A 21,657-nucleotide genomic window follows, 5' to 3' on the forward strand; every position below is an offset into this window, starting at 1 on the left:
TCCGCTCGCACCTGGCAAACGCGCGCGCGTTTGCGAAATCCAGAGGCCCCGCGAATCCTGCCGACCCGCCGAATCCAGAGGCCCCGCCCACAACCTAGTCCGCCGCAATGGCCTCCACGATGTTCAGTCGCGAGGCGTGCACGGCGGGTGGAGCCGAGCCCAGCAGCGACAGGCCCAGGGCGACGAGGCCGTACAGCAGCACCGACCAACCGGCGGTGTAGGCAACCGGGATTCCGATGCTGGCGCCGAGGATCAAGGTGCTCAGATACTGCAGACCCGCGCCGATGATCAGGCCGAGCACGCCGCCCACGATGCCGACCGACAGTGCCTCCGCCAACACCATTCGTGCCAGGGTTCCCCGTCCACCGCCCATGGCTCGCAGTACGCCGAGTTCGCGTCGACGCTCCAGGACCGACAGCGTCAACGTGTTGAGCAACGCGACCGCGGCGACGAGCGCGACGATCCACTGCAACGCGATGGCCAGTGCGCCGGACTGTCTGATGGCAGCGCTGGTGCCCTCGAGTGCGGCAGCGCCGGTGTACACGAAGACCTCGGGCGGCAGTGTCGAACGCAACGAATCCTCAACGGCCGCAACGTCTCCGTCGACGCCGATCTCCAGGTAGGTCGCGCCGGGTCGGTCGTACCAACGCTGCATCGAGTCCAGCGAGATTGCCATCGTGCCGCCCGCGGCATTGATGTACTGGACCAGATCCAGCACTCGCACGTTCTTCACGCCCGTCGGCGTCGGCAGATCGATGTAGTCGCCCACCGATACACCCAACGTCCTGCCGAACCCCTGGGACAGCACCACACCGTCACCTGCGAGCACCTGGGACCGCACGGTGTCGGTGAGCGATGCGAGCGTCACCGCATTGCTGCCGTCGGCGACGCCCTGGATGGATACCGTCTCGCCGTCGATCGTTGCGTATGCCCACTGCCCCTCGACGACGCGAGCGACACCGGGCGTCGAACGGACGGCGTCTGCCACCTCCGTAGGAACGATGGGGCCCGACGGTATGGCGTCGGGCGAGGACATCGACACGTACAGGTCGGTGTTCGCCAACGACGACAGCGATTCGGCCGCCGAGTCGGTCATGTTGGCCAACGAACCCGACACTCCGACACTGACTCCCACCGCAATCACGATCGTCATGACCGTTGCCCAGATCCGTCGCGGGGCACGTTCGATGGTGGCGGTGGCCAGCCGGCCGGCACCACCCCAGCGGCGAGGGACGGCCGCCGTGGCCGACACGATCGGTCCCGTCCCCCCGACGCACAGCGCAACGACGCCGAACATGAACAGCGCTCCGGCACCGAGGGTCAGTTGGCCGTCGACGTTGACGGCGAACACGAACGATCCGGCAATGGCGACGAGGCCGAACGCGGTGGCTGCAGCGACGAATCGACGACGTGGTCCACCTGCCGTTTCTCCGCCGCCGACGGCGAGTGCCTCGATCGGCGAGATGCGATACACCTGTACCGCAGCGACGGCCGAGGCTCCGACGCAGGCCAGTACACACGCTGCGATCGCCACGGGAATGGCAAAACCTGGCAACACGTACTCGATTCGAGCGTCGAATGCCTGCGACAGGAACGGCGGAAGGCTCTCGATGGCGATGCGGCCCATCGCGATTCCGAGTGGAACACCGACGGCACCGCCGACCAGTCCGACCAGGACGGACTCGAACAGCAGGTCGCGGACGATATCCGCGCGGCGTCCACCGACGGCGCGAAGGAGAGAAATGGTGGGTCGACGCTTCGCGATGGCCATGTTCATGACGTTGAAGACGAGGAAGGCCGCGACGACGAATGCGATGAGCGAGACCATCAGCGTGGCATTGCGCGTCAGACTCATCGCCTGGTTCGCGCGGTCGGCCCGGTAGTCGGGGCTCATCACCGACACTCGGCCGGCGAGTGCGGCGTCGAGGTCGGACCGCAGTGTGTCGCCGTTGCCCAGGACGAAGATCGAATCGAGCTGATCGGGGCGATCGGTGAGTGCCTGCGCAGCGGGAAGGAGCGCAACCGCGAACATGCCCCCACCGATGCGTTGCGTGCCGGGGCCGTCGATCACGCCGACCACCGCCGTCGGAACGTCGTCGATCGTGACGGTGTCTCCCTGATTCAGACCCGTTGCGGCTCCGACCAATACACCGGAAGGATCGGACAACAGTCCCGCCGCGTTGCCGACCGCGCCCTGCAGATCCGACTGCAGTGCCGTGATGGACGAGTCGACACCGAGGACCGTCAGATCTCCGACGTCGGATCGAACGGTGCTGCGCAGCAGGGGAACCGCCGTGTCGACACCGGGAACGGAGCGCACCACGTCGAGTTCGCTCTGGTCGAAGCCGGAGTCGGTGACACCGACGACTTCGTAACTCGCGTTTCCTGCGATCGTCACCGCGAGACGTTCGACGGATCCGGTCAACGACCCGTAGGTGCCGAGGACGGCGATGAGCAGCCCGGCGGCGACGGCCACGACACCCGCGGACACGAGCGAACGCACCCAGTGCATGCGGAGGTCGCGAAGGCTGATGACTCGAAATCTGCTGAGAGCGGTACCGATCACCGATCGAGACCGGCCGTCGGTGTGTCGGTCTCGACGCGACCGTCGATCATGCTGACGATGCGGTCGGTGGAGCGCGCCGCCTCGAGGTCATGGGTCGCCATCACCACTGCTCGACGCCCCTCGCTGGCGTGTGCCACGTCCGCCAGTATTTCGAGGATGTTGTGGGAGGTCTTCGAGTCGAGATTGCCGGTGGGTTCGTCGGCGATCAACAGTGCCGGATTCATCATCAGTGCTCGGGCGATCGCAATGCGTTGGATCTGACCACCGGACAGCTGCGCCGGCCGGTGCTCGGAGCGTTGCGAGAGCCCGACCATCTCGAGCAGTCGCATCGCGTCGGCCTTGGCCTTCTTGATGGGAGTGCCGTCCAACAACTTGGGGACGGCGACGTTCTCCCACGCCGACATCGTCGGCAACAGATTGAAGAACTGGAAGACGAAGCCCACCTGGTGGCGTCGGAAATCGGATTGGGCGTTGTCGTCGAGGGTGGTGACTTCGACATCGTTGAACCTGATGGAACCCGACGTCGGTGTGTCGAGTGCGCCCAGCATGTGCAGCAGCGTCGACTTGCCGGCACCGGACGGTGCGACGAGGGAGACGAACTGGCCGCCCTCGATCGTGAGATCGATGCCGTCCAACGCCCGCACCGGTTGCTCTCCGGTGGGGTACTCCTTGACCACCCCGGACAACTCCAGCATCAACTTCGCCACGGACGAATCCCCTTGCTTCTCGAATGTATCTTCGACGCTACCTGCCGTCGGATCGAGAAACCGTTCGGAACTCTCAGATCAAGCTGCGCCGCGCGAGGATTCGAGTCGGCGGGCCACCAGCGCGGCCTGCAGGTGTCGGATTCCGGACGGACGTGTGGGGTCGAAGCCCGTGAGCTGTGCGATCCGCTTGAGGCGGTAGTCGACGGTGTTGGTGTGCAGATGGAGCTGACGAGCAGACCGCTGACGGTTCAGATCGTGCGAGATATGGATCTCCAGGGTTTCGAGCAGCTCGGGTGACGAATCGAGCGGCTCGAGTATCTGAGTCAGGTGGCGTCGGCCGGGGCCCGGACGCGTCAGCTGGTACTCCAGCACGAGATCGTCCATGCGGTACAGGCCGGACGGGCGGTGCAGTTGATGGGCCAGAGACAGCAGTTCGTGGACCTGATCGGCTGCGGTGGGGATGTCCGCAGTGGCGGCCTGCTCGGCCGTGACGGTGACGGGCACCTCGGCGGCGGTACCGATGCGATGCACCAGAGCCTCGACCCACTCGTCGTCGTGGACACCGGGAATCAGGACGGTGCCACCCTCGGTGCTCAGCAAGGACAGGGGAGTGCGGCCGCAGATCGTGGCCAGCTCGGCCTGGACACGACGCAGCTTTCTGCGAGCGGCGACCGTCTTCTGGATGTTGGGGTCGTTCTCGTCCGGGTGCGGCGGCACCGAGATGGCGAGCACGAGGTAGCTGTCGGCGAGTTCGATGCCGGACTGACGTGCCATCGACACCGCGTTGTGGCCGCTGAGAAGTGAGGTGACCAGAGTGTGCGCTGCAGTGTGGTGTTCGCTGGCCACGGCCTGCAGTTCTTCCACATAGCTCTTGCTGGCGGCGATGGATACCTTCTCCGACAGCAGCACGAACATGCGCGCGGCCTCGATCAGCTGCGCTGCATCGCCCTCACCCGCTCGCTTCGACACGAGATTCCAGCCGATCTGGATGCCCTCGTGGTAGACGCTGAGCACCGATTCGAGCGGAACTCCTTCGCGAGCCCACTGGCTGGCCTTGGCGCGAAGCTCGGCCAGGTCGGATTCCGCCGGGGCGCGGCGCTCGTCGAGCATCTGGACCGCGATGCTGATGCATTTGACGGTGAATTCGGTGACGTCGCCGTGGAGCTGTTCGCCTGGCAACGACCCGCAGGGAGTGTTGGCTGCGAAGTGTCCTACCAGGAGCCGCGCCACCGCGCGGAAATCGCGAAGAGGAGCCGACGCAGGCTGACCCGCGACCATGATTCCGAGGCTAGTCGAGTTGTGAACGGTCACAGATCAACCCTTCGTGTTGGTTCTTCAGGTCATACGGACTGCAAACTTACTGGCGCGTATCAACGCGCTTCGATGGCTCAATGTAAACAATCGAACCTGAAACCGCGTCGTTTTCGTACTTCAAGTTTGTTTCCTGGCCTCTAACAGGATCGATCATAGGTTGTTATCTACGTGTGATCCATGGTTTCGGCAAAACTCGTTGTGATCTATCTCGAGCGACCGACGTGGCCGGCTGCGACTTGCCCTAAACAATCGGGAAGCTGTTCACGGCGCACGCGGCGCACATCTACCTTGATCCCGTCGGGAGTGGGCAACGAAGGGACGAGCATGCACAGTGATATCGGTCAGTTCACTGTCCTCCGGGAGTTGCGCCCGACGATCGAGGAAAATCTCGCCCGTCACCGTGTCGAGTCGGTTCAGTGGGTACCGGCCGATTTCGTGCGTGCCGAGATGTACTGGGGATCGCGTCCCTCGCCGCTGACCGAAACTGCCAAAGCCGCGTTGGTGACCAATCTTCTGGTCGAGCAGAACATTCCGCTCTACCGCCGAGATGCAGGGGCAACCGAGATCGGTGCCTGGCCGTCCTGGCTCACCGACTGGAGCAGCGAACGACGTCGGCACTCGGTGGCCCTCACCGATTACCTGGTCGCCACCCGCAGCGTCGATCCGGTCGCCCTCGGACGAGCTCGAGCGCAATGTATGACGGTGGGGTTCGACGCCCCCATGAACGGTGCACACCTGCTTCGGTCACTGGTTCAGGTGGTCCTCGACGAGTCGGTCTCGACTATCAGTCATCGCAACACCGCGGACCAGTGCCATGATCCGGTGGCGGATCGTCTCCTCGGACGCATCGTCGCCGATCAGGAACTGCACGTCCGATTCTTCGCGAACTTGGTCTCGGCAGCGCTCACCGTGGCACCCGGCCTGACGGTCACCGCCATCACCGAGGTCGTCATGAATTTCCAGCTACCGGGTACCAACCTCCCCGGTTTCGCGCGCAGTGCGATGCTCATCGCGCGCGACGGCATCTACGACCTTGCGCGCCATCTCGACGAGGTACTGCGGCCCATGTTGGCCCAGTGGCGCATCTTCGAGCGGACAGATCTCGGTGCCGGGGCGCGTAGTCGCGATCAATTGGCGGACTACTTGGACCATCTCGATGCCCAGGCCGCCACCATCGAACGCAGCTCTGTGCGAACGCGGGAGTACGCAAACGCATTGCGCGCCAGCTGACACCACTTACCTCGACGGGGTGGATCGACTAACCTGAACTCCTACTCTTCTTCACGCTCCACACCTTGTGTTCGGGGCAACGACCGGAGGCCCCCATCGTGACAGGCTCTCGACCGATCATCGTCGGTATAGACGGATCCGCCGCGGCGGACAAGGCAGTGATCTGGGCGGCCTTGTGCGCGCATCGACGCGATCGGCGGTTGCACATCGTCACTGCCGTCGACATGCCGGGAGTTGTCGATCTGAGCGAATTCGCCGGAGAAGCAACGGAATTCGTTGCGACGGCCAAGTCCAGGTTGGTGGCGGCAGAGACCCTGGCCGCGCTGGTCGTCGACGATCCCGCGTTCGAGGTGACGTCGAGCGCCATCGAGGGCGGCGTCATGGACGTTCTCATCGGCGTCTCGGCGCAGGCCGAGATTCTGGTGATCGGCGCCAGTGAAACCGGCGCTGTCACATTGTCTTTGGCGGCCCACAGCGTCTCGCCGGTGGCAGTGGTGCGGGGCCGTGACATCGACGGTCGTCGGGTCGCCGAGGGCCCGGTCGTTGTCGGCATCGATGGATCGGACGTCAATCAGACTGCCGTCGAGTCGGCGTTCGTCGAAGCGTCGGCGCGCGATGCCGTATTGATCGCGGTACACGTGTGGTCCGATGTGGATCTGACGCAATCGTTCGGCCGCGCGCCCAAGGATTGGCACGCCATTGCCGACGGCGAAGAGGCACTGCTGGCAGAGAGCCTCGCCGGCTGGCAGGAGCGGTTCCCCGAGGTCGAGGTGCAGCGCATCGTGGCGCAGGACCGACCGGTACGGGTACTCAGTGGCCTGTCCGAAACCGCAGCACTGATAGTGGTGGGCAACCGGGGACGCGGCGGATTCGGTGGAATGCTGCTGGGGTCCACGAGTTTCGCTCTCGTCAACACCGCGGACTGCCCGGTGTTGGTAGTGCGAAAAGCACTCACATAGCGACGGTCAGCAAAAAGCTCACGTCTTCGAGGGCCTCGACGCTGTGGCGGGCGTCGGGGATGACGAGCAGATCGCCGGTCGAGCCCTTCCAGGATCGCTCGCCGCTGATCAGCTCGAGCTTTCCGCTCAGCACCAGCACCGTCGACTCGCCGGACAGGTCGTGTTCGGCCAACTTGTTACCGGCGGCCAACGCCACGACAGTCTGCCTCAGGTGGCGTCGGTGACCGCCGTACACCGTCTGCGAACTGCGGCCACTCGACGCACCGACGGCGAGCTTGAGTTGTTGGCGGGCAAGTGCGGTGAGTGACTTCTTGTCCATGATCGTCAGTATGACGCACGGTCTGCGGTCGCGACGGGGGAATCCTGAACGCGCTCAGGAAGGTTGGGTAGCCTGTCCGTACTCGACGTAGCGAAATCTAGTGTCGTTCACTCGGCTGTTCTGCCACTCGCCGGCCTTCGCGGTCCAGCCGTCCGGAATCTCGGGGGCGACGGTATCGCCGGAGATGTCGAGATCGACCTCGGTGACTTCGAGGTGCGTCGCGATACTCACTGCACTGCGATAGATTTCGCCGCCACCGATGATCCAAACCGGGCTTCCGCTCGCCAGGGCCACAGCGTCGGCGACACTCGGTGCGCTTTCGGCACCGTCGGCGGTCCACGACGCGTTACGGGTGACCACGATGTTGCGACGGCCCGGCAGCGGACGGAACTTCGCAGGCAACGAATCCCAGGTCCTGCGGCCCATGATCACCGGATGCTCGGCCGTCTTCGACTTGAAGTGCGCCATGTCCTCGGGGACATGCCAGGGGATGCCACCCCCGTCGCCGATGACCCCGGCCCGGCTCTGAGCCCAGATCAGACCGACGAATTGCGGTGCACTCACACCGCTACCGGTGCCTTGATCGCCGGGTGGTGCTGGTAGTCCACCATCTCGATGTCCTCGAAGGTGTAGTCGAAGATCGAATCCCGTTGCGCCAGTTTCAGAGTGGGGTACGGGTACGCCTCGCGCGAGAGCTGCTCGGTGACCTGATCGCGGTGGTTGTCGTAGATGTGGCAATCGCCGCCGGTCCACACGAATTCGCCCACTTCCAGACCCGTCTGGGCCGCCACCATGTGCGTGAGCAACGCATAGCTCGCGATGTTGAACGGCACACCGAGAAACATGTCCGCACTGCGCTGGTAGAGCTGGCACGAGAGCTTGCCGTCGGCCACGTAGAACTGGAAGAACGCGTGGCACGGCGGAAGCGCCATCCGCGGGATCTCACCGACGTTCCAGGCCGAGACGATCATCCGCCGCGAATCCGGATCGGTCTTCAAGGTCTCGATGACCTGGCTGATCTGGTCGATGTGCTCGCCCGACGGGGTGGGCCACGATCGCCACTGCACTCCGTAGACGGGGCCGAGCTCGCCGTCCGGAGCTGCCCACTCGTCCCAGATGCTCACGCCGTGCTCCTGCAGCCAGGTGGCGTTCGAATCCCCGCGCAGGAACCACAGCAACTCGTACACGATCGACTTCAGATGGACCTTCTTGGTGGTGACCAACGGGAAGCCCGCGGCCAGATCGAAGCGCATCTGATGCCCGAACACGCTGGTGGTGCCGGTTCCCGTGCGGTCGGACTTCGCCGTCCCGGTATCGAGGATGCGGCGCAGCAGATCTTCGTACGGAGTCGGAACCATCACGACGGTCATCGTAGCTGCATACTGGACACATGCCGGAATTACCCGAGGTGGAAGCCCTTGCCGGCTTTCTGCGCGAGCATGCCGTCGGTGCCGTGATCGGTCGAATCGACATCGCCGCGCTGAGCGTTCTCAAGACGTTCGATCCGCCGATCACCGAGCTGCAGGGCAAGGACGTCACCGATGCCGCCCGCTTCGGGAAGCATTTGGCACTCCGCGCCGGTGACCTCTGGCTGATCACCCATCTCTCTCGCGGAGGATGGCTGCGGTGGGTGGACAATCCCAGCGTCGCACCGCCGAAGCCGGGCAAAGGACCCTTGGCGCTGCGGATCCATTTCTTCACCCCGGAAGGAGCGACGCCCGCCATCGATCTCACCGAGGCGGGTACCAAGAAGCGGCTGGCGGTGTGGGTGGTGCGCGACCCGCAACAGGTCGCGAGCATCGCCAGGCTCGGGCCGGATGCGCTCACGGTCACCGAACTCGAATTCGCCGAGATCCTCGCCGGCACCACCGCGCGACTGAAGACCTCGTTGGTGGATCAGTCGCTGTTGGCCGGCATCGGAAACGCCTACTCGGACGAGATACTGCACGTCGCGAAGCTCTCGCCGTTCGCGTCGTCGAGCAAGCTCGATCCCGAATCAGTCGGCGCGCTCTATGCCGCGATGCGCTCGGTCCTGTCCGACGCGGTGGCGCGGTCGGCCGGGCAGGATGCGGCGCGTCTGAAGGGGGAGAAGCGATCGGGGATGCGAGTGCACGCCAGAACCGGACTTCCGTGCCCGGTGTGCGGCGACCCGGTGCGCGAGGTCGCCTACGTCGATCGCTCGTTTCAGTACTGCGCGACATGCCAGACGGCCGGCAAGATTCTCGCCGACCGTCGCATGTCGCGACTGCTCAAGTGACGGGTTCGAGCTTCTGGCTGTCGTAGCCCCGGTAGCCTTCCCATGCCTTGCGCCGGTCGCTCCGTGGGTCCTTCTGTACCCGGGTGCGGGTGTCGAAGATCAATGTCCGACGCGAATCCTCGTCGTACGCCGGCCACGTGTCCAACGGTTTTCCGTTGGTGGCGAACGCAATCCAGTTCGACTGCACCTGCTCGGTGACCTCGGCGAAGGCCTTACGTCCTCCGGCCAGAGTGAGCCCCTTGCCGAAGAGGGTCTCGTTGATGCCGAACACGGCGAACAGCTCGAAGCCGTGGGTGGCATCGAGGCCGAGCAGTTTCATCGATCGCGGGGCGAAGTCGAAGCGGTAGAAGTACGTCGGTGCGTGACGCGAATGTCCCTCGGCCACTTCCAGTGACGGCTTCCAGAAGGTGAAGTCGCCGCCGAAGTCGATGGCGGCACGCTCGTTCGGGTAGCCCCGGTAGCCCGAAGTGACCACCGCTTCGGCGTCGGGATCGGTGAGTGAGAACAGCTTGGTGATGCGCTCTGGATTGGTGGGCAACACGTGAAACTTCGGAAACAGCGTTCCCTCACGGGCATTGGTACCGATGATCAGCGGCACGCGGTGCGCGGTTCCGTTCGCATACGCCTCGACCGGGCTGATCGGTAGGAAGTCGCCGTCGATCACCGGGCCGAACGGGAGCAGGCCCGGAGTGCGGTGCCACGTGGTGAGACCCAGCTTGGTCCCCGCGCGTCCGAGCCGTAGTACCTCGGCGTTCTCGAGGGTCTCGGCAGCGTTCTCGACGGTGCCGCCGAGGTAGCCGACGTATTCCCGCGCCCATTGATCGGCGCGCTCCTTGGTGGCGGTCATGCCGGGAGCGGAACTCTCGGAAATGGCCTGAGCGAAAAGGCCTTTGGCCGAGGGAACCGTCATCAGGGTGGTGACGGCGTTGCCGCCGGCAGACTCACCGAAAACGGTGACGTTGCTCGGATCGCCGCCGAACTCGGCGATGTTGCGTTGCACCCATTCCAGAGCGGCTACCTGATCTCGCAAGCCGAGGTTGGAGTCGAACGGCCGCTCGGGAGTGGAGAACTGGGACATGTCGAGGTAGCCGAGAGCGCCGAGTCGGTAGTTGACCGAGACGTAGATGATGCCGTCGCCGTCCTTCAGCGAGCGGCGCACCAGGGAGCCGCCGCCGTACAGGGGAGTAGCGGACGTGCCGAGGGTGTACATCCCGCCATGGATGAACACCATGACCGGACGCGGGTTCGCGCTCGGTGCGCTGGGGGCGAGCACATTGAGCGTCAGGCAGTCCTCGCTGGACGGCTGGTACTTGCCGATCGCGAGCATCGTGCCTCGCTTGTGCTGAACGGAGGCATTGCCCCACTCGGTGGCGTCGCGCACGCCGTCCCACGGTTCGGTGGGTTGCGGCGCCCGGAAACGCAGTGGGCCGACGGGTGGGGCGGCGTAGGGAATGCCTCGCCAGGTGGTGAGGTCACCGACGGGCTTTCCCTCGATGATGCCGTCGGAGGTGGTCACGCGTGTCGTCACAGCCATGTCGCGAGTGTACAAGCACGCCGGTGAAGCCGTCAAGCAGTTGGGCCGCTATATGTGACCGGGCGGGCCCTGACCCGATCTGCAGCGCCGTCGAGAACGCCACCGAGCGGGTCGACGGCGCTGCCGTTTCGAATGAGGTCTTCGGACGGCCGGTAGATCTGCCGAATGATCAACGCGCACAACCCGATCACCGCGATATCGCGCACCACGACGGCTGCGGTGAACCATTGCTCGGGCACGCCCTTGTTCTCCACGCCCAAGTAGTAGTACATCCGCGGGAACCAGACGAACGCGTCGATCGTCATCCACGCCAACAGTATTCGGCGATGCGGTAACGCAAGCACGGCCAGTGGAACCAGCCACAGCGAATACTGCGGGCTCCATACCTTGTTGGTGAGCAGGAAGCCGGCGACCACCAGGAATATCAACTGCGCGAGCCGCGGCCGCACGGGGGCCGTCGTGCCGATGTAGGCGATCACCGCACACACGATGGCGAACAACACCAGCGTCACGGCATTGAGGATCAGGGGCTTGGCGCCTGCATAGAGCGGACCGTCGAAACCGGGCCAGCCGGTGAACGAGGTGACCACGTTGTACAGGGAATCGGGGTCGGCTCCGCGCTCGGAGTTGAGCCGGAAGAACTCGTACCACCCCGACGGATACAGCAGCGCCAGAGGAAGATTCACGGCCAGCCAGGCTCCGATGGCAGCGCTCGCGGTGAGGCCCCACTCCCGCATCCGGCCGGTCCGCCAGCACAACACCAGAAGCGGACCGAGGAACAGCAGGGGATAGAGCTTAGTGGCACCGCCGAGTCCGATCAGCACACCGGCGAGAACCGGCCTCTTCTTGGCCCATGCCAACAGACCGGTGAGCGCGAAAGCCGCGGCCAGAGCGTCGAAATTGGTGAAGCCGTGGACGATCACCAGCGGCGACGCGGCGACCAGGGCCGCGTCCCAGATCCGCCGTCCCGCAGCTATTGCCGTGGCCCACACGGTGACGAGCCAGGCGACGGCGAGACCCAGGGCAACCACGTTGAAATACACGACGACGGGCAGGGCCTGGGGAAGGAAACTCAGCGAGTTCCACATCTTCCCGACGACCATCGAGCCGTACTGGTACAGCCCCGCGAGCACCGGGTACTCCATGTATCGAACCTGGGTCGAGCCGTCGGCCTTGGTTTCTTCCCAGGACTTCTTGTACGGGAACGCGCCTTGGTCGAGTCGCTCGGCACCGTACAGCGGCACGGTGTCCGAATAGCACATGGCCACGTACTGCCGGCTGCCACTCCAATCCAGTCCCAGTTCACCGTTGGGACCGACCGGAGCCTGCTGAATGCACGCCGCCTTCGCGAACCAACCGAAGCACAGGAAGATCACCGCCAACAGCAGGATCACCCGCAGTGCGGTGAACCACCGTTGCCGTCCGATCACCGCGTGACGTCCGACCGGACCGCCGATGACCGAGGACAATTCCCCGGCCATCGGATCGGTCCGACTGGGTAGATCTCGGTCATTCTCGCTCGCCGCGTCGAGGCGACCGGGGCTCGCCAATGCTCGACCCTTGCGGTCGGGTTCGGTCGTCACCGGTGGAGTCGCTACTGCCCGGGAGTAGCCGGTTCGGGCGCGGCCGGTGCCGGCTGAGCCGGTGCCAACCCGGGAAGCGGAATCGTCACTCCGGGCAGAATTTCAACCTGCCGTGGCGTGATGACGACGGGCGGGGAGATCTCCGTCGGAATCGGCAGGGTCACCTGCGGCGGAGCAGTCGTCGGTGCGACCGTGGCCGTCGGTGCGGGCGCGGAGTACTGATATGTTGTATCCCACTGCCATAGCCGTGTACCGAACCTCGGTGCGGAATAGCTCAACGAACGCGGTCATCACGGCACCGGAGTAGATGGCAAGCAGCGCGGCTGGGATAAGTTGCCCGATATAGATCAGTGCGGTTGACCCCTGAGTAATCAGATACATGGCGGGAAAACTGAGCAGTACGAAGCCGATGCAGGATCCGAGCAAGAGTGGCTTGCGCCCGACGCGGTCAGAGAGGCCGCCAAAGATTGGGGTGAGCGCTGCGAACGCGACAATTGCCGTGACGTTAGACCAGCGCGCAGTGTTCGGATCGACGTGGATTACCGCAATCAAGTAAGACGGCATGTACATGAGGAAGATGTAGTAACCGACTGATCCAATTGTCGCGACCCCGATGGTCACGACTATCTCTCTCCAGAATTTTTTGATGCTAACCATCAATGGGTTGTGCACAACTGCATCACTCTTTTCGAGTGCCTCAAACGTGGGGGTCTCCTCGACTCCGAGGCGCAGCCACAGGGCTCCGAGAGTTGTGAATATGGCGAGAAGGAAGGGGATCCTCCATGCCCAAACGAAAATTTCTTCCTGAGTGAATACGGCTGACAGGACACCAATCGCTCCCGAGCTAAGCAATAGACCTCCAGCTGTACTTACCTGCTGCCAGCTTCCGTAGAGGCCGCGGTGCGCGGGCGGGGCCGACTCAACCATAAAGATGGCCGAGCCAGATGATTCGCCTCCAGCTGCGATGCCCTGGAGCAGGCGGAGAATTGTAAGTAGGATAGGCGCAGAAATTCCGATGGAGGCCTGGGTTGGCAGCACACCAATAAGTACCGTGCAAATACCGATGAGCAGGACTGAAGTAACGAGAGCCAAGCGCCGGCCGTAACGGTCTCCAATGTGGCCAAACAGCACGGCGCCCAGTGGCTTCGTGAGGTAGCCGGAGGCGAAGACGGCAAAGGTTAAGATCAACGCGCCGGTTCCGTTGTCAGAAAAGAAGAGCTTGGCGAGGATAACCGCCGAATAGCCATAAATCCCGATGTCATAACCCTCCAAGACATTACCGGCTGCGGCGGCGATGGCGGCACGGCGAGAGTGGGTACGTACCGACTCAGACTCGAATTTGGACAGTGTTTGTTTCATTGGTCAGTCTTCCTTCTCTAATAGGCGGAGGGTGAGAATGTCGAACTTCTCCATGTGTCTAATTCGCGATCACTGATGCATCCGACCACTTGAAGCGAAGTTGTGTCGAACACGCGACGGCATGTCGCGTCGCAGAAGCTTTTTGTCTCGCTCGAGAGCATTTTCACGTCGAAGGTCAATCTCTCTTCCTGGGGGAGATTGACCTGGCGCTGCATTCCAGTTGGAGCATGATGGCCTGTGGGCCACTGCCCTCTGTTAGGCAGAGAGTGACTCTGATGGGTGCTATCCACTCGCTCGTCGTTCGTCAATGGTTCCGCTCAATCCGGGCTTCGCAGCTCGTGGCGGTCGCCCGCCTACTCGATCGCGTTGACGCTGGCCAGGCGGCCCAGTGGAGCCGTGGAGAGCCAATGTCGAGTAGGCGCACGGATGTTGGTATGGCGCCTGGCAGCCAGCCGGTTGTGGTTGCTGTTGTATCGGCGTGTATTCACGTCAACCAAGGCGTACCAATCGGGATGGGCTCGGCGGGCCCCATCAGCAGCTGGCGCACAACGAGCGTCAACCGACGACCGGGATGTCGACGGCGATCGCGGGCGTTCAACTTGTCACCGGCGTTGAATCACGGATCCCTCTTGACAGAAGGCTTCTCTGTGTGACAGAAATGGCAGATACTCGCCCCATAGGCGAGCCAGTTGCTTTGATCAGGAGGCTTGAGTTGAACACAGACCTGTCCGTGAACTACATATCCGTCGGCGGAATCAGGACGCGCTATATCGATCAGGGCGAGGGTCCGGTCATCCTCCTGATCCACGGTGGCCACTCGGGTATGAGCATGCCGGTCGGCGGGGATGGTTGGGCTCCCGTCATCGCTCCTCTGGTCGACAAGGGCTTCCGCGTCGTGACCTTCGACAAGCTGGGGCAGGGAGAGACTGACCTCGCGCCGACGCATGCCGAGTGGACGTTCGATGCGGTGGTCAAGCACGCCAGGGGCTTCATCGACGCTCTGGGACTCGAGGACATGATTCTGGTCGGGCACTCGCGCGGTGGCCTGCTGGCGAGCAAGCTCGCTCTTGACATGCCGGAGTCGACCAAAGGTCTCTTCATCGTGTCGAGCGCGACGCTCGCTGGCACCGACGCTAAGTTCCGCGACGTTGAGTTCTACGACGCGATCACGCGTTCGCTTCCGGCGGACGCGTCTCCGGAGGAGATCTGCGGAGCCTACTTCCGTGCGCTGTACGTGACCCCGGTGCCGCAGGAACAAATCAATGCGGCCGCCGCTAAGTACGTCAAGGAGAACCACCAGAACGCCCTCAAGACCTACCCGATGGTTGAGAAGAAATACTGGGAGCCGAGTCTTCAGGCGGCGAAGGACGACATCCGCGCTCGCCTCTTCGCCGGCGAGGTCAATATTCCCGTCGAAGTCGTCTGGGGCCGCGACGATCGCTCGGCGCCGGTTGACCTGGGCATCGCCTTCTACCAGAAGCTCGCCCTCGTCTCGGAGACCACGAGCCTGCACATCCTGGGAACCGCGGGCCACGCCGTCTTCGCGGAGCGAACCGAGGACTTCGTTCGAATCCTGGCGGACTACGCAGGCCGTCGCAGCGCCAGCTATGCGACGCGTCGTTGATGGTGATCCTGGGGAACTATCCCGCTTGACGGGGTCTTCGAGTCCGTGCCGGATTGGCGCAGCGCGCCCAGATCGTGCTGCTGGCTTCGGCGTGCGAGTCGAACACCGCGATCGCGGACAAACTGGCCTGTATCTCTTGAAGTGGCCCCCCTGTTCGTGTCCGGTTTCCGGCGACCACGGTGGGCTCTGGGAGAGGGGCCGAAGACAGCGGCGGTTTTCGGCTGGGCGTGATGTGCCCGTGAAAGAGATCGCGGCGCCCGTGGCTCCGTCCTCCCCGGACGAACCCGGTTGAGGGAATTGTTGCCCGGGCTGGTGTGCCGGTTGCGCTCAGCGCGCCGGGCCGGCCCGGCGCAGGCGCCGGATGACGCACAAGCGCGGGATCCTTCGGCGGGCGACAGCCGCAGGGCGGCCCGCATTGGGGCATGGCGGTCCTCCCGCGGGGTGGATTCTACCCCTGATTCCGCTCCCCCTTCCACGGGCCACTGGCTGGCCCCGCCAGAGGGGGCGGAGGAAGAAGCGGTCCCCATCGTGGAAGCCCTCGGCTGCGGCCGGTTCTGGGTCTGAGATCGGTGCCGGGCGGGGCTCACACTGGCCGGGCCTTCAGATCGGACTTGGTCATGCGGAAGGACGCCTCAACCTGCCACAGGTCGTGATACGCGCCGATCACCGCTGCTGCGGACATCTTCTCGGCGCCGGTGACCTTCAGGAACCTCGCCTTCTTCAGCGGCGTGCTGCCCGGGCAGGGACTGGGGAATTAACGGTGTATCCGGCTCGACACGCCGGGGCGGCAAGCCTGGCGGGAAGGAGCCCGATATGGCCGCAACACTTGAGGCTGTGCCGAGTACGAAAACCGTTGACGAACTGACAGAGAAATCCGAGGCCGAGGCTGCCCGCGAGCTGGTCAGGATGGCGAGGGAGCAGGGGCTGTCCCTGGCCGGTCCTGACGGACTGCTCAAGCAGCTGACCAAGACCGTCATCGAAACCGCCCTGGACGAGGAACTGACCGAGCACCTCGGTTATGAACGGCACGACACGGCGGCGAAGGATACTGCCAACTCGCGCAACGGAACGCGGTCCCAGACCGTGCTGACGGAGACGACAGGCCCGGTGCAGATCGACGTTCCGCGGGACCGGGAGGGGTGCCGATAGGCCCTGCTGCGAAGGTCCCGTGCTGCGTTGGCGCCGAGGATCAGCCCCCGATATACGGGGCGGTTTCTAGTGAACGTTGCGAATTAGATGTGTTTGCATCCGGTGTCCTAATCGTTGCATGGCTGCCCGTGGCGAGCGGTCGTTGAGACATGCTCGGGGCCTGTCGTTGAGTCCGTCGCAGACGTCATCGAGCTGGTCTAACTCCACACGTTCAGGTCCGTGCCCTTTGGAAAGTACTGCCGGAGCAGTACGGGGTCGCTTTAAGGGCCCTTCGCAGTTAAGCATGGTTGATGTCTCGGCCGGGCAGGGGCACTGACGGTCGGTGTTGTTGAAACCAAAGACCGGGCCGTGGAGAACGCGGCCTTGAAAGCTGCCGTTTCGTATTTGGCTGCGTCGATCGGGAGGTGCGCCCGGGCTTGTAGAGCCGCAGACCGTCCGTGCCGCAGGCCCATTCCGGTGGCGGACGGTGTGAGGTGTGTCAAGGATGTGAGACAGTCGGGTAGTTTCTTTTCGGTCAGGCAGCAGCGGGAAGCGGCTGGTTTCTGGTTGTGAAGTTGGCCATTGCTGTCGCGGGCGGCAGACCCTCGTTGTTGGTGTGAGGGCGCCAGCGGTTGTAGAACACTTCGATGTAGCGCATGGTCGCCCGTCTGGCGTCCTGGCGGGTGGTGAAGCTGTGGTGATGGTAGAACTCGTTTTTCAGGGATGAGAACAGCGATTCTGCGACTGCATTGTCCCAGCACACCCCGGTGGCGCCCATGGATTGGCGGATCTTGTTTCCTGCGCACCAGGCGCCCATTTCCCGGGAGGTGTACTGCGTTCCGTGGTCGCTGTGAAAAATGGCGTTGGGGCTCAGGTGGCCGCTGTCCCTGGCCATCGTCAGGGCTCCGGTAACCAACGAGGCGCGCATGTGCTCAGCCATGGCCCAGCCGACGACCATGCGGGTGCACAGGTCAATGACAGTGGCCAAATACAGCCACCCTTCGCCGGTGCGCAGGTAGGTAATATCGCCCACCAGACGCGTTCCAGGGGCTTCTGCAGTGAAGTCCCGGCCGATGAGGTCCTCGAAGACTTTATCCGGATCCGAGGCGATCGTGGTGCGCTTGAACGCTCTCATCCGCTTTGCCGCCCACCCGTTTTCGGCCATGATCCCCGCGACAGTGCCCACCGAAACCTCGATGCCGGCGGCGGCAAGTTTCGCATGGACCATGCGGTGCCCGAAGATCCCGTCGGAGGAATCGAAGACGGTCTTCACCTGATCCGTCAGTTCCCGGCGGCGCAGCGCAGTCGGGGTGTCGCCGCCGTCCAGCCGCCGGTAATACGTCGCCCGTGGGAGACCAAGCTGGCGGCACATCCAGGCCACCGGGAAGTCGGCGTTCTTCTCCTGAACAACTCGGTACAAGTCCTCTACCGTTGTTCTTTGGCGAAGAACGCCGAAACTTTTTTCAGGAAATCGTTCTCCCTCTCCAGCTCACGCATCCGTGCTTCCAACGCCTTGTATTTCGCAGGATCCACCGGATCATCCGGTTTCCCCCCACCGCCTGGTTGCCCCTCACGGGACACCCGCACCCAGCGTTTCAACGCGGTGACGGAAATGCCGAGCTCCGGAGCGACAGAAGCCGGCGAACGGCCAGATGAAACCACGAGCTCAACGGCATCAGCCTTGAACTCATCGGAATAGGTAGGTCGAGCAGACATGAGCACAATCCTTTCAAACTGTGTCTCACATCAGTAGTACACCTCAGTGTGCCTGCGGCGCGGACGATCTGCGGCGGGACGAACCACCCGAGACTCCCCTTCCGTCGTACCGGAAGCACTCCGAAAAGACCAGGACTTTGAACAACCTGAAGGACAGACCCATGACCACAAACTCCTCAGATCTGGCCCTCACGGTCGCCGTCACCCACCGTGGCGCTGGAAAAGAAGCCTTCGCGCACCTAACGCGGGGTGAATCCCTGGCCATGATTCCGCCGTTGATCCTCGAACTTTCCGGCAGGATCAGCCGCCGGGCTGCGCTCCTAGAGGCGTCATCAATCGACGCGGCCCACAGTTCCGATGACCTGGCCGCCCTCGCCTGGATTCAGCAATCCCTGGAAGATGTTGAAGCCACCATCATGGGACTGTCGGAGGTAAACCGCCGCCGTTCTGCAGCGTTCCACGGTCCTGCCCCTTCTTCTGCCGGAAGCCTTGGTCCCCTAGGTTCCGCCGGGGCCGCCGGGATTTGGGCCCTGGCTTGATCATGCCGGCGGGCTGCCGCTCCTCCGTTCCGTCCCAGGGACATTTGGCGTGTCCCAAAGTACTGATCACCGCCCTCAGATTAAGGATTTGACCATGCACGCAGCACCCGGTTGTCTCGTCGTCGCCGTTCACACCCGAAAAGAACTGGACGCCGCCCTGGATGAAGCGGTGGATCTGCTGAAGCCGGCGGCGATGGCTGAACACGTCGGCATCTCGGTGGCCCGCCTCGCCCCGGGCCGCTATGAAGCGTGTCGACGGCCATCGTAAGCTCCCCACTGGCGGCCATTTATGGCGCATTTTGTGGCCATGGTTTCTCCCCGCGTACGGCCAGATAGTTCCCCACCTGCTGTGAGTCAGATTCGGTCCCGGCAACGCTGGGTGGATGAAATCGAGCAGGGAGATCATGGAAATTTTGGAGGCGTACGACCTCACGGGTAGTTATCGGGCGGCGGCGGAGCTGGCTGGGTGTGATCACCACACGGTGGCCCGGTATGTGCAGATGCGCGCTGCGGGGCAGCCGCCGGACCGCCGGCGGCATCGAGCGCGGGCGATCGACGACTTTCTGCCGAAGATCGAGGAGTTGGTGGTCCGCTCGCAGGGCAAGGTCCGCGCGGATGTCATCCACGAACGGATCGTCGCGCTGGGGTTCACCGGCGGTGAGCGGACCACGCGCCGGACGGTCGCGGAGGCGAAGGCCCAGTTTCGGGCTGGTCGGCGGCGAGTGTATCGGCCGTGGGTAACCGAACCTGGGCTGTGGTTACAGTACGACTTCGGTGACGGGCCAACGATTTCCGGCCGGAAGACGACGTTGTTCTGCGCATGGTTGGCGTGGTCGCGATTTCGGGTGGTGATCCCGATCTGGGACAAGACATTGCCGACGGTGGCGGCGTGTTTGGATGCGACATTCCGCCGCTTGGGCGGGGTTCCGGTCTATGTCCTCACCGACAACGAGAAGACCGCGACGATCGATCACGTGGCCGGGATCGCGGTCCGCAATCCGGAGATCGTGGAGGTGGCACGGCATTACGGCACGACGCTGCGGACGTGTTTACCTGCTGATCCGGAGTCGAAGGGAGGAAGTGAGGCGACGGTGCGGATCGCCAAAGCCGACCTGTTGCCGAAGGAGGTGAACCTGCGCGAGCAGTATCACTCTTTCGGTGAGCTCGAGTCGGCTTGCCGGCAGTTCTGCACCGACGTCAACACCCGCGTCCACAGCTCTACTCGGCGGCGGCCGGTCGAGCGGCTGGCCGAAGAGTTGCAGCGGCTGCATCCGCTGCCGAAATCTCCGTTCACCGCGGTGTTCGGCACTACCCGGCGGGTGAACTGGGAGTCGACGATCTCGGTGGAAGGGGTGCGGTATTCGGTGCCGCACACGTTGATCGACACTCGGGTCTGGGCCCGCTTCCATGGTGAGGAGCTGATCGTGACCGCCGTCGACAATGATGGCGGTGCAGTCGAAGTCGCGCGGCACCGCCGCGGCCAACCCGGTTCACCGGTCCTCGACAACGACCACTACCCACCCCGCCCAGACCGCGACGCCGCCGACCGGGTGCCCAAGCCTCGTACCGCCGCCGAGCTCGCCTTCCTACAGTTGGGCCAGGGTGCCAACAGCTGGCTGGTCGAGGCTGCCGCCGCGGGAGCGCGCCGCATCAGGGCGAAGATGGCCGAGGCCGTGGACCTTTCGAAGCTGCACTCCCCGGACGCAGTCGACAGAGCGTTGGGGACGGCGGCGATGACCGGCCGGTTCGCCGATCGGGACCTGATCTCGATCCTCGACTACCAAGTCACCCACGAACACGCTGATCCGGTCCGTCGCAGCGAGAACCACACTCTGCAACCGGGCACCGCCGCCTGGTCCACCTTCGGCCAGACACCAGCGCCGGCCAGCCCAGCCACTACTGACGATGAAAGCGATGACGCCTGATGAGCACCCCTTTGCGCACTGTTACCAGCGCTAACGGCGACCCGTTGGCCGAGGCGATCGACCTGACTAAACGCCTGAAACTGCCCCATATCCGCAGGTCCTTGAGCGATATCATCCCGACCGCGAAAGCCCAACGCTGGGACCCCGCCGAAGTCGTGCGGGTTCTCCTCGCTGAGGAAGCCGCCGGCCGGGACCGGGCGAACCTGCACACTCGCCGCAAACGCGCGGGTTTCCCTACCGGCAAGACCTTCGGCGACTGGGACGAAACGAAATCGTCGATTCCCCGCGCCACCCAGGACGCGCTCCGCACCCTGGAGTGGGTCGGGCGGCGTGAATGTTTCTGCGTCTGTGGGCCTTCGGGAACTGGCAAGTCTCACTTCACCGAGGCACTCGGGCAGGCCGCAGTCGAAGCTGGGCTGGCGGTGTCTTGGTTCACCATCGAAGACCTCGGTGCCCTGGTCCGCCGGCACCGTGCCGACGACTCCATCGCCCGAGCCCTGACGAGGATCATCCGCTCCGACCTGATCATCGTCGACGACATCGGTCTGCTCCCGGTCTCTGAAGACGCCGCCGAAGGATTCTATCGCCTCGTCGACGCTGCCTACGAACGCCGAGCGATTGCCGTCTCGAGCAACCTGCACCCCTCCGGCTTCGACGAGATCATGCCCAAAACATTGGCCACCGCCACCGTTGACCGGCTCCTGCACCATGCGCACGTCGTCGTCACCGACGGCGACTCCTTCCGCCTCACCGAAGCCACCACCGGCAAGGGGGTGAAGCCCTTCAGCTAACCCAAATCAGAAAGCGGGTGGGGAAAAACAACTGGCCGCCACCGGGGAGAACCCGTGGCCACCAGCGGGGAGAACTACTGGCCGCCTACGGGGAGAACTTCGTGGC

19 protein-coding genes and 2 pseudogenes are annotated in these 21,657 nt (G+C 63.9%); 9 read left to right on the forward strand and 12 right to left on the reverse strand.

What is annotated here, in order from left to right; all coding sequences use genetic code 11:
• Positions 1–94 precede the first annotated feature (94 nt).
• The 3 genes from ACODSO_RS11105 to ACODSO_RS11115 all read right to left on the reverse strand — a co-directional run bounded on the left by ACODSO_RS11105 (position 95) and on the right by ACODSO_RS11115 (position 4,584).
• Positions 95–2,566, reverse strand: a complete 2,472-nt coding sequence (locus tag ACODSO_RS11105) for an ABC transporter permease (RefSeq protein WP_064257160.1) — start codon at positions 2,564–2,566, stop codon at positions 95–97.
• A complete protein-coding gene (locus ACODSO_RS11110; RefSeq protein WP_057479335.1) occupies positions 2,563–3,264 on the reverse strand; it encodes an ABC transporter ATP-binding protein in 702 nt (233 codons plus the stop codon). The genes ACODSO_RS11105 and ACODSO_RS11110 overlap by 4 nt, the downstream gene beginning before the upstream one ends.
• Before the next feature lie 87 nt (positions 3,265–3,351).
• Positions 3,352–4,584, reverse strand: coding sequence for a PucR family transcriptional regulator (locus tag ACODSO_RS11115; RefSeq protein ID WP_032377353.1), 1,233 nt, complete (start codon positions 4,582–4,584; stop codon positions 3,352–3,354).
• 327 nt (positions 4,585–4,911) lie between these two features.
• On the opposite strand from ACODSO_RS11115, the gene ACODSO_RS11120 reads away from it, so the two are divergent.
• On the forward strand, positions 4,912–5,817 hold the full coding sequence (locus ACODSO_RS11120) for an acyl-ACP desaturase (protein ID WP_064257159.1): 906 nt from the start codon (positions 4,912–4,914) through the stop codon (positions 5,815–5,817).
• A 98-nt stretch (positions 5,818–5,915) separates the two neighbouring features.
• Complete coding sequence (locus ACODSO_RS11125; RefSeq protein ID WP_064257158.1) at positions 5,916–6,776, forward strand: universal stress protein; 861 nt, start codon at positions 5,916–5,918, stop codon at positions 6,774–6,776.
• Here the strand turns inward: ACODSO_RS11125 and ACODSO_RS11130 are convergent.
• From ACODSO_RS11130 to ACODSO_RS11140, 3 genes are read right to left on the reverse strand one after another with little or no spacing between them, the layout of a single operon-like run.
• Complete coding sequence (locus ACODSO_RS11130; RefSeq protein ID WP_032395790.1) at positions 6,769–7,095, reverse strand: cupin domain-containing protein; 327 nt, start codon at positions 7,093–7,095, stop codon at positions 6,769–6,771. The two genes, ACODSO_RS11125 and ACODSO_RS11130, sit on opposite strands and share 8 nt — an antisense overlap.
• A gap of 54 nt (positions 7,096–7,149) precedes the next feature.
• Positions 7,150–7,659, reverse strand: coding sequence for a dihydrofolate reductase (locus tag ACODSO_RS11135; RefSeq protein WP_489037041.1), 510 nt, complete (start codon positions 7,657–7,659; stop codon positions 7,150–7,152).
• On the reverse strand, positions 7,656–8,456 hold the full coding sequence (locus ACODSO_RS11140; protein WP_489037059.1) for a thymidylate synthase: 801 nt from the start codon (positions 8,454–8,456) through the stop codon (positions 7,656–7,658). Before ACODSO_RS11140 ends, ACODSO_RS11135 begins: the two co-directional genes overlap by 4 nt.
• Positions 8,457–8,485: 29 nt before the next feature.
• On the opposite strand from ACODSO_RS11140, the gene ACODSO_RS11145 reads away from it, so the two are divergent.
• Positions 8,486–9,352: a DNA-formamidopyrimidine glycosylase family protein gene (locus ACODSO_RS11145; RefSeq protein ID WP_489037042.1), complete on the forward strand. Its 867-nt coding sequence runs from the start codon at positions 8,486–8,488 to the stop codon at positions 9,350–9,352.
• Here ACODSO_RS11145 and ACODSO_RS11150 read toward each other — a convergent pair.
• The 3 genes from ACODSO_RS11150 to ACODSO_RS11160 form a co-directional block, all read right to left on the reverse strand.
• Positions 9,345–10,886, reverse strand: coding sequence for a carboxylesterase/lipase family protein (locus ACODSO_RS11150; RefSeq protein ID WP_489037043.1), 1,542 nt, complete (start codon positions 10,884–10,886; stop codon positions 9,345–9,347). The two genes, ACODSO_RS11145 and ACODSO_RS11150, sit on opposite strands and share 8 nt — an antisense overlap.
• A gap of 32 nt (positions 10,887–10,918) precedes the next feature.
• A complete protein-coding gene (locus ACODSO_RS11155; RefSeq protein WP_064257180.1) occupies positions 10,919–12,367 on the reverse strand; it encodes a glycosyltransferase family 87 protein in 1,449 nt (482 codons plus the stop codon).
• A 204-nt stretch (positions 12,368–12,571) separates the two neighbouring features.
• Entirely contained in the window at positions 12,572–13,828 is a 1,257-nt protein-coding gene (locus tag ACODSO_RS11160) for an MFS transporter (RefSeq protein WP_489037044.1), read from the reverse strand.
• Positions 13,829–14,540: 712 nt separating this feature from the next.
• Between ACODSO_RS11160 and ACODSO_RS11165 the strand changes: the two genes are divergently transcribed.
• On the forward strand, positions 14,541–15,452 hold the full coding sequence (locus tag ACODSO_RS11165; RefSeq protein WP_489037045.1) for an alpha/beta fold hydrolase: 912 nt from the start codon (positions 14,541–14,543) through the stop codon (positions 15,450–15,452).
• Between the two features lie 586 nt (positions 15,453–16,038).
• On the opposite strand, the pseudogene ACODSO_RS11170 reads toward ACODSO_RS11165, so the two are convergent.
• Positions 16,039–16,188: pseudogene (locus ACODSO_RS11170) on the reverse strand (IS1634 family transposase); the annotation flags it as partial.
• A 77-nt stretch (positions 16,189–16,265) separates the two neighbouring features.
• Between ACODSO_RS11170 and ACODSO_RS11175 the strand changes: the two are divergent.
• A pseudogene (locus ACODSO_RS11175) lies at positions 16,266–16,592 on the forward strand (transposase); the annotation flags it as partial.
• Positions 16,593–17,115: 523 nt separating this feature from the next.
• Here ACODSO_RS11175 and ACODSO_RS11180 read toward each other — a convergent pair.
• Together ACODSO_RS11180 and ACODSO_RS11185 are read right to left on the reverse strand one after the other, a co-directional pair.
• Positions 17,116–18,000, reverse strand: coding sequence for an IS3 family transposase (locus ACODSO_RS11180; RefSeq protein ID WP_489037046.1), 885 nt, complete (start codon positions 17,998–18,000; stop codon positions 17,116–17,118).
• A 5-nt stretch (positions 18,001–18,005) separates the two neighbouring features.
• A complete protein-coding gene (locus ACODSO_RS11185) occupies positions 18,006–18,296 on the reverse strand; it encodes a transposase (RefSeq protein WP_047040760.1) in 291 nt (96 codons plus the stop codon).
• A 161-nt stretch (positions 18,297–18,457) separates the two neighbouring features.
• Here ACODSO_RS11185 and ACODSO_RS11190 point away from each other — a divergent pair, with 161 nt between their 5' ends.
• The 4 genes from ACODSO_RS11190 to istB all read left to right on the forward strand — a co-directional run bounded on the left by ACODSO_RS11190 (position 18,458) and on the right by istB (position 21,551).
• Positions 18,458–18,835, forward strand: coding sequence for a hypothetical protein (locus ACODSO_RS11190; RefSeq protein ID WP_047040757.1), 378 nt, complete (start codon positions 18,458–18,460; stop codon positions 18,833–18,835).
• A 94-nt stretch (positions 18,836–18,929) separates the two neighbouring features.
• A complete protein-coding gene (locus ACODSO_RS11195; protein WP_489037047.1) occupies positions 18,930–19,103 on the forward strand; it encodes a hypothetical protein in 174 nt (57 codons plus the stop codon).
• A gap of 115 nt (positions 19,104–19,218) precedes the next feature.
• Positions 19,219–20,760 (forward strand): IS21-like element IS1415 family transposase, encoded by a 1,542-nt coding sequence (gene istA, locus ACODSO_RS11200; protein WP_030538069.1) that lies wholly within the window; start codon positions 19,219–19,221, stop codon positions 20,758–20,760.
• A complete protein-coding gene (gene istB / locus ACODSO_RS11205; protein WP_003944771.1) occupies positions 20,760–21,551 on the forward strand; it encodes an IS21-like element IS1415 family helper ATPase IstB in 792 nt (263 codons plus the stop codon). Before istA ends, istB begins: the two co-directional genes overlap by 1 nt.
• The last annotated feature ends 106 nt before the right edge of the window (positions 21,552–21,657 follow it).

This window comes from Rhodococcus sp. FG69, from assembly GCF_057808915.1.

Coding starts and splice junctions, on each gene's coding strand:
- ACODSO_RS11120 (WP_064257159.1), top strand. CDS start 4,912: ATGCACAGTGATATCGGTCAGTTCACTGTCCTCCGGGAGTTGCGCCCG.
- ACODSO_RS11130 (WP_032395790.1), bottom strand. CDS start 7,095: ATGGACAAGAAGTCACTCACCGCACTTGCCCGCCAACAACTCAAGCTC.
- ACODSO_RS11155 (WP_064257180.1), bottom strand. CDS start 12,367: ATGGCCGGGGAATTGTCCTCGGTCATCGGCGGTCCGGTCGGACGTCAC.
- istB (WP_003944771.1), top strand. CDS start 20,760: ATGAGCACCCCTTTGCGCACTGTTACCAGCGCTAACGGCGACCCGTTG.
- ACODSO_RS11190 (WP_047040757.1), top strand. CDS start 18,458: ATGACCACAAACTCCTCAGATCTGGCCCTCACGGTCGCCGTCACCCAC.
- ACODSO_RS11145 (WP_489037042.1), top strand. CDS start 8,486: ATGCCGGAATTACCCGAGGTGGAAGCCCTTGCCGGCTTTCTGCGCGAG.
- ACODSO_RS11160 (WP_489037044.1), bottom strand. CDS start 13,828: ATGAAACAAACACTGTCCAAATTCGAGTCTGAGTCGGTACGTACCCAC.
- ACODSO_RS11195 (WP_489037047.1), top strand. CDS start 18,930: ATGCACGCAGCACCCGGTTGTCTCGTCGTCGCCGTTCACACCCGAAAA.
- ACODSO_RS11185 (WP_047040760.1), bottom strand. CDS start 18,296: ATGTCTGCTCGACCTACCTATTCCGATGAGTTCAAGGCTGATGCCGTT.
- istA (WP_030538069.1), top strand. CDS start 19,219: ATGAAATCGAGCAGGGAGATCATGGAAATTTTGGAGGCGTACGACCTC.
- ACODSO_RS11150 (WP_489037043.1), bottom strand. CDS start 10,886: ATGGCTGTGACGACACGCGTGACCACCTCCGACGGCATCATCGAGGGA.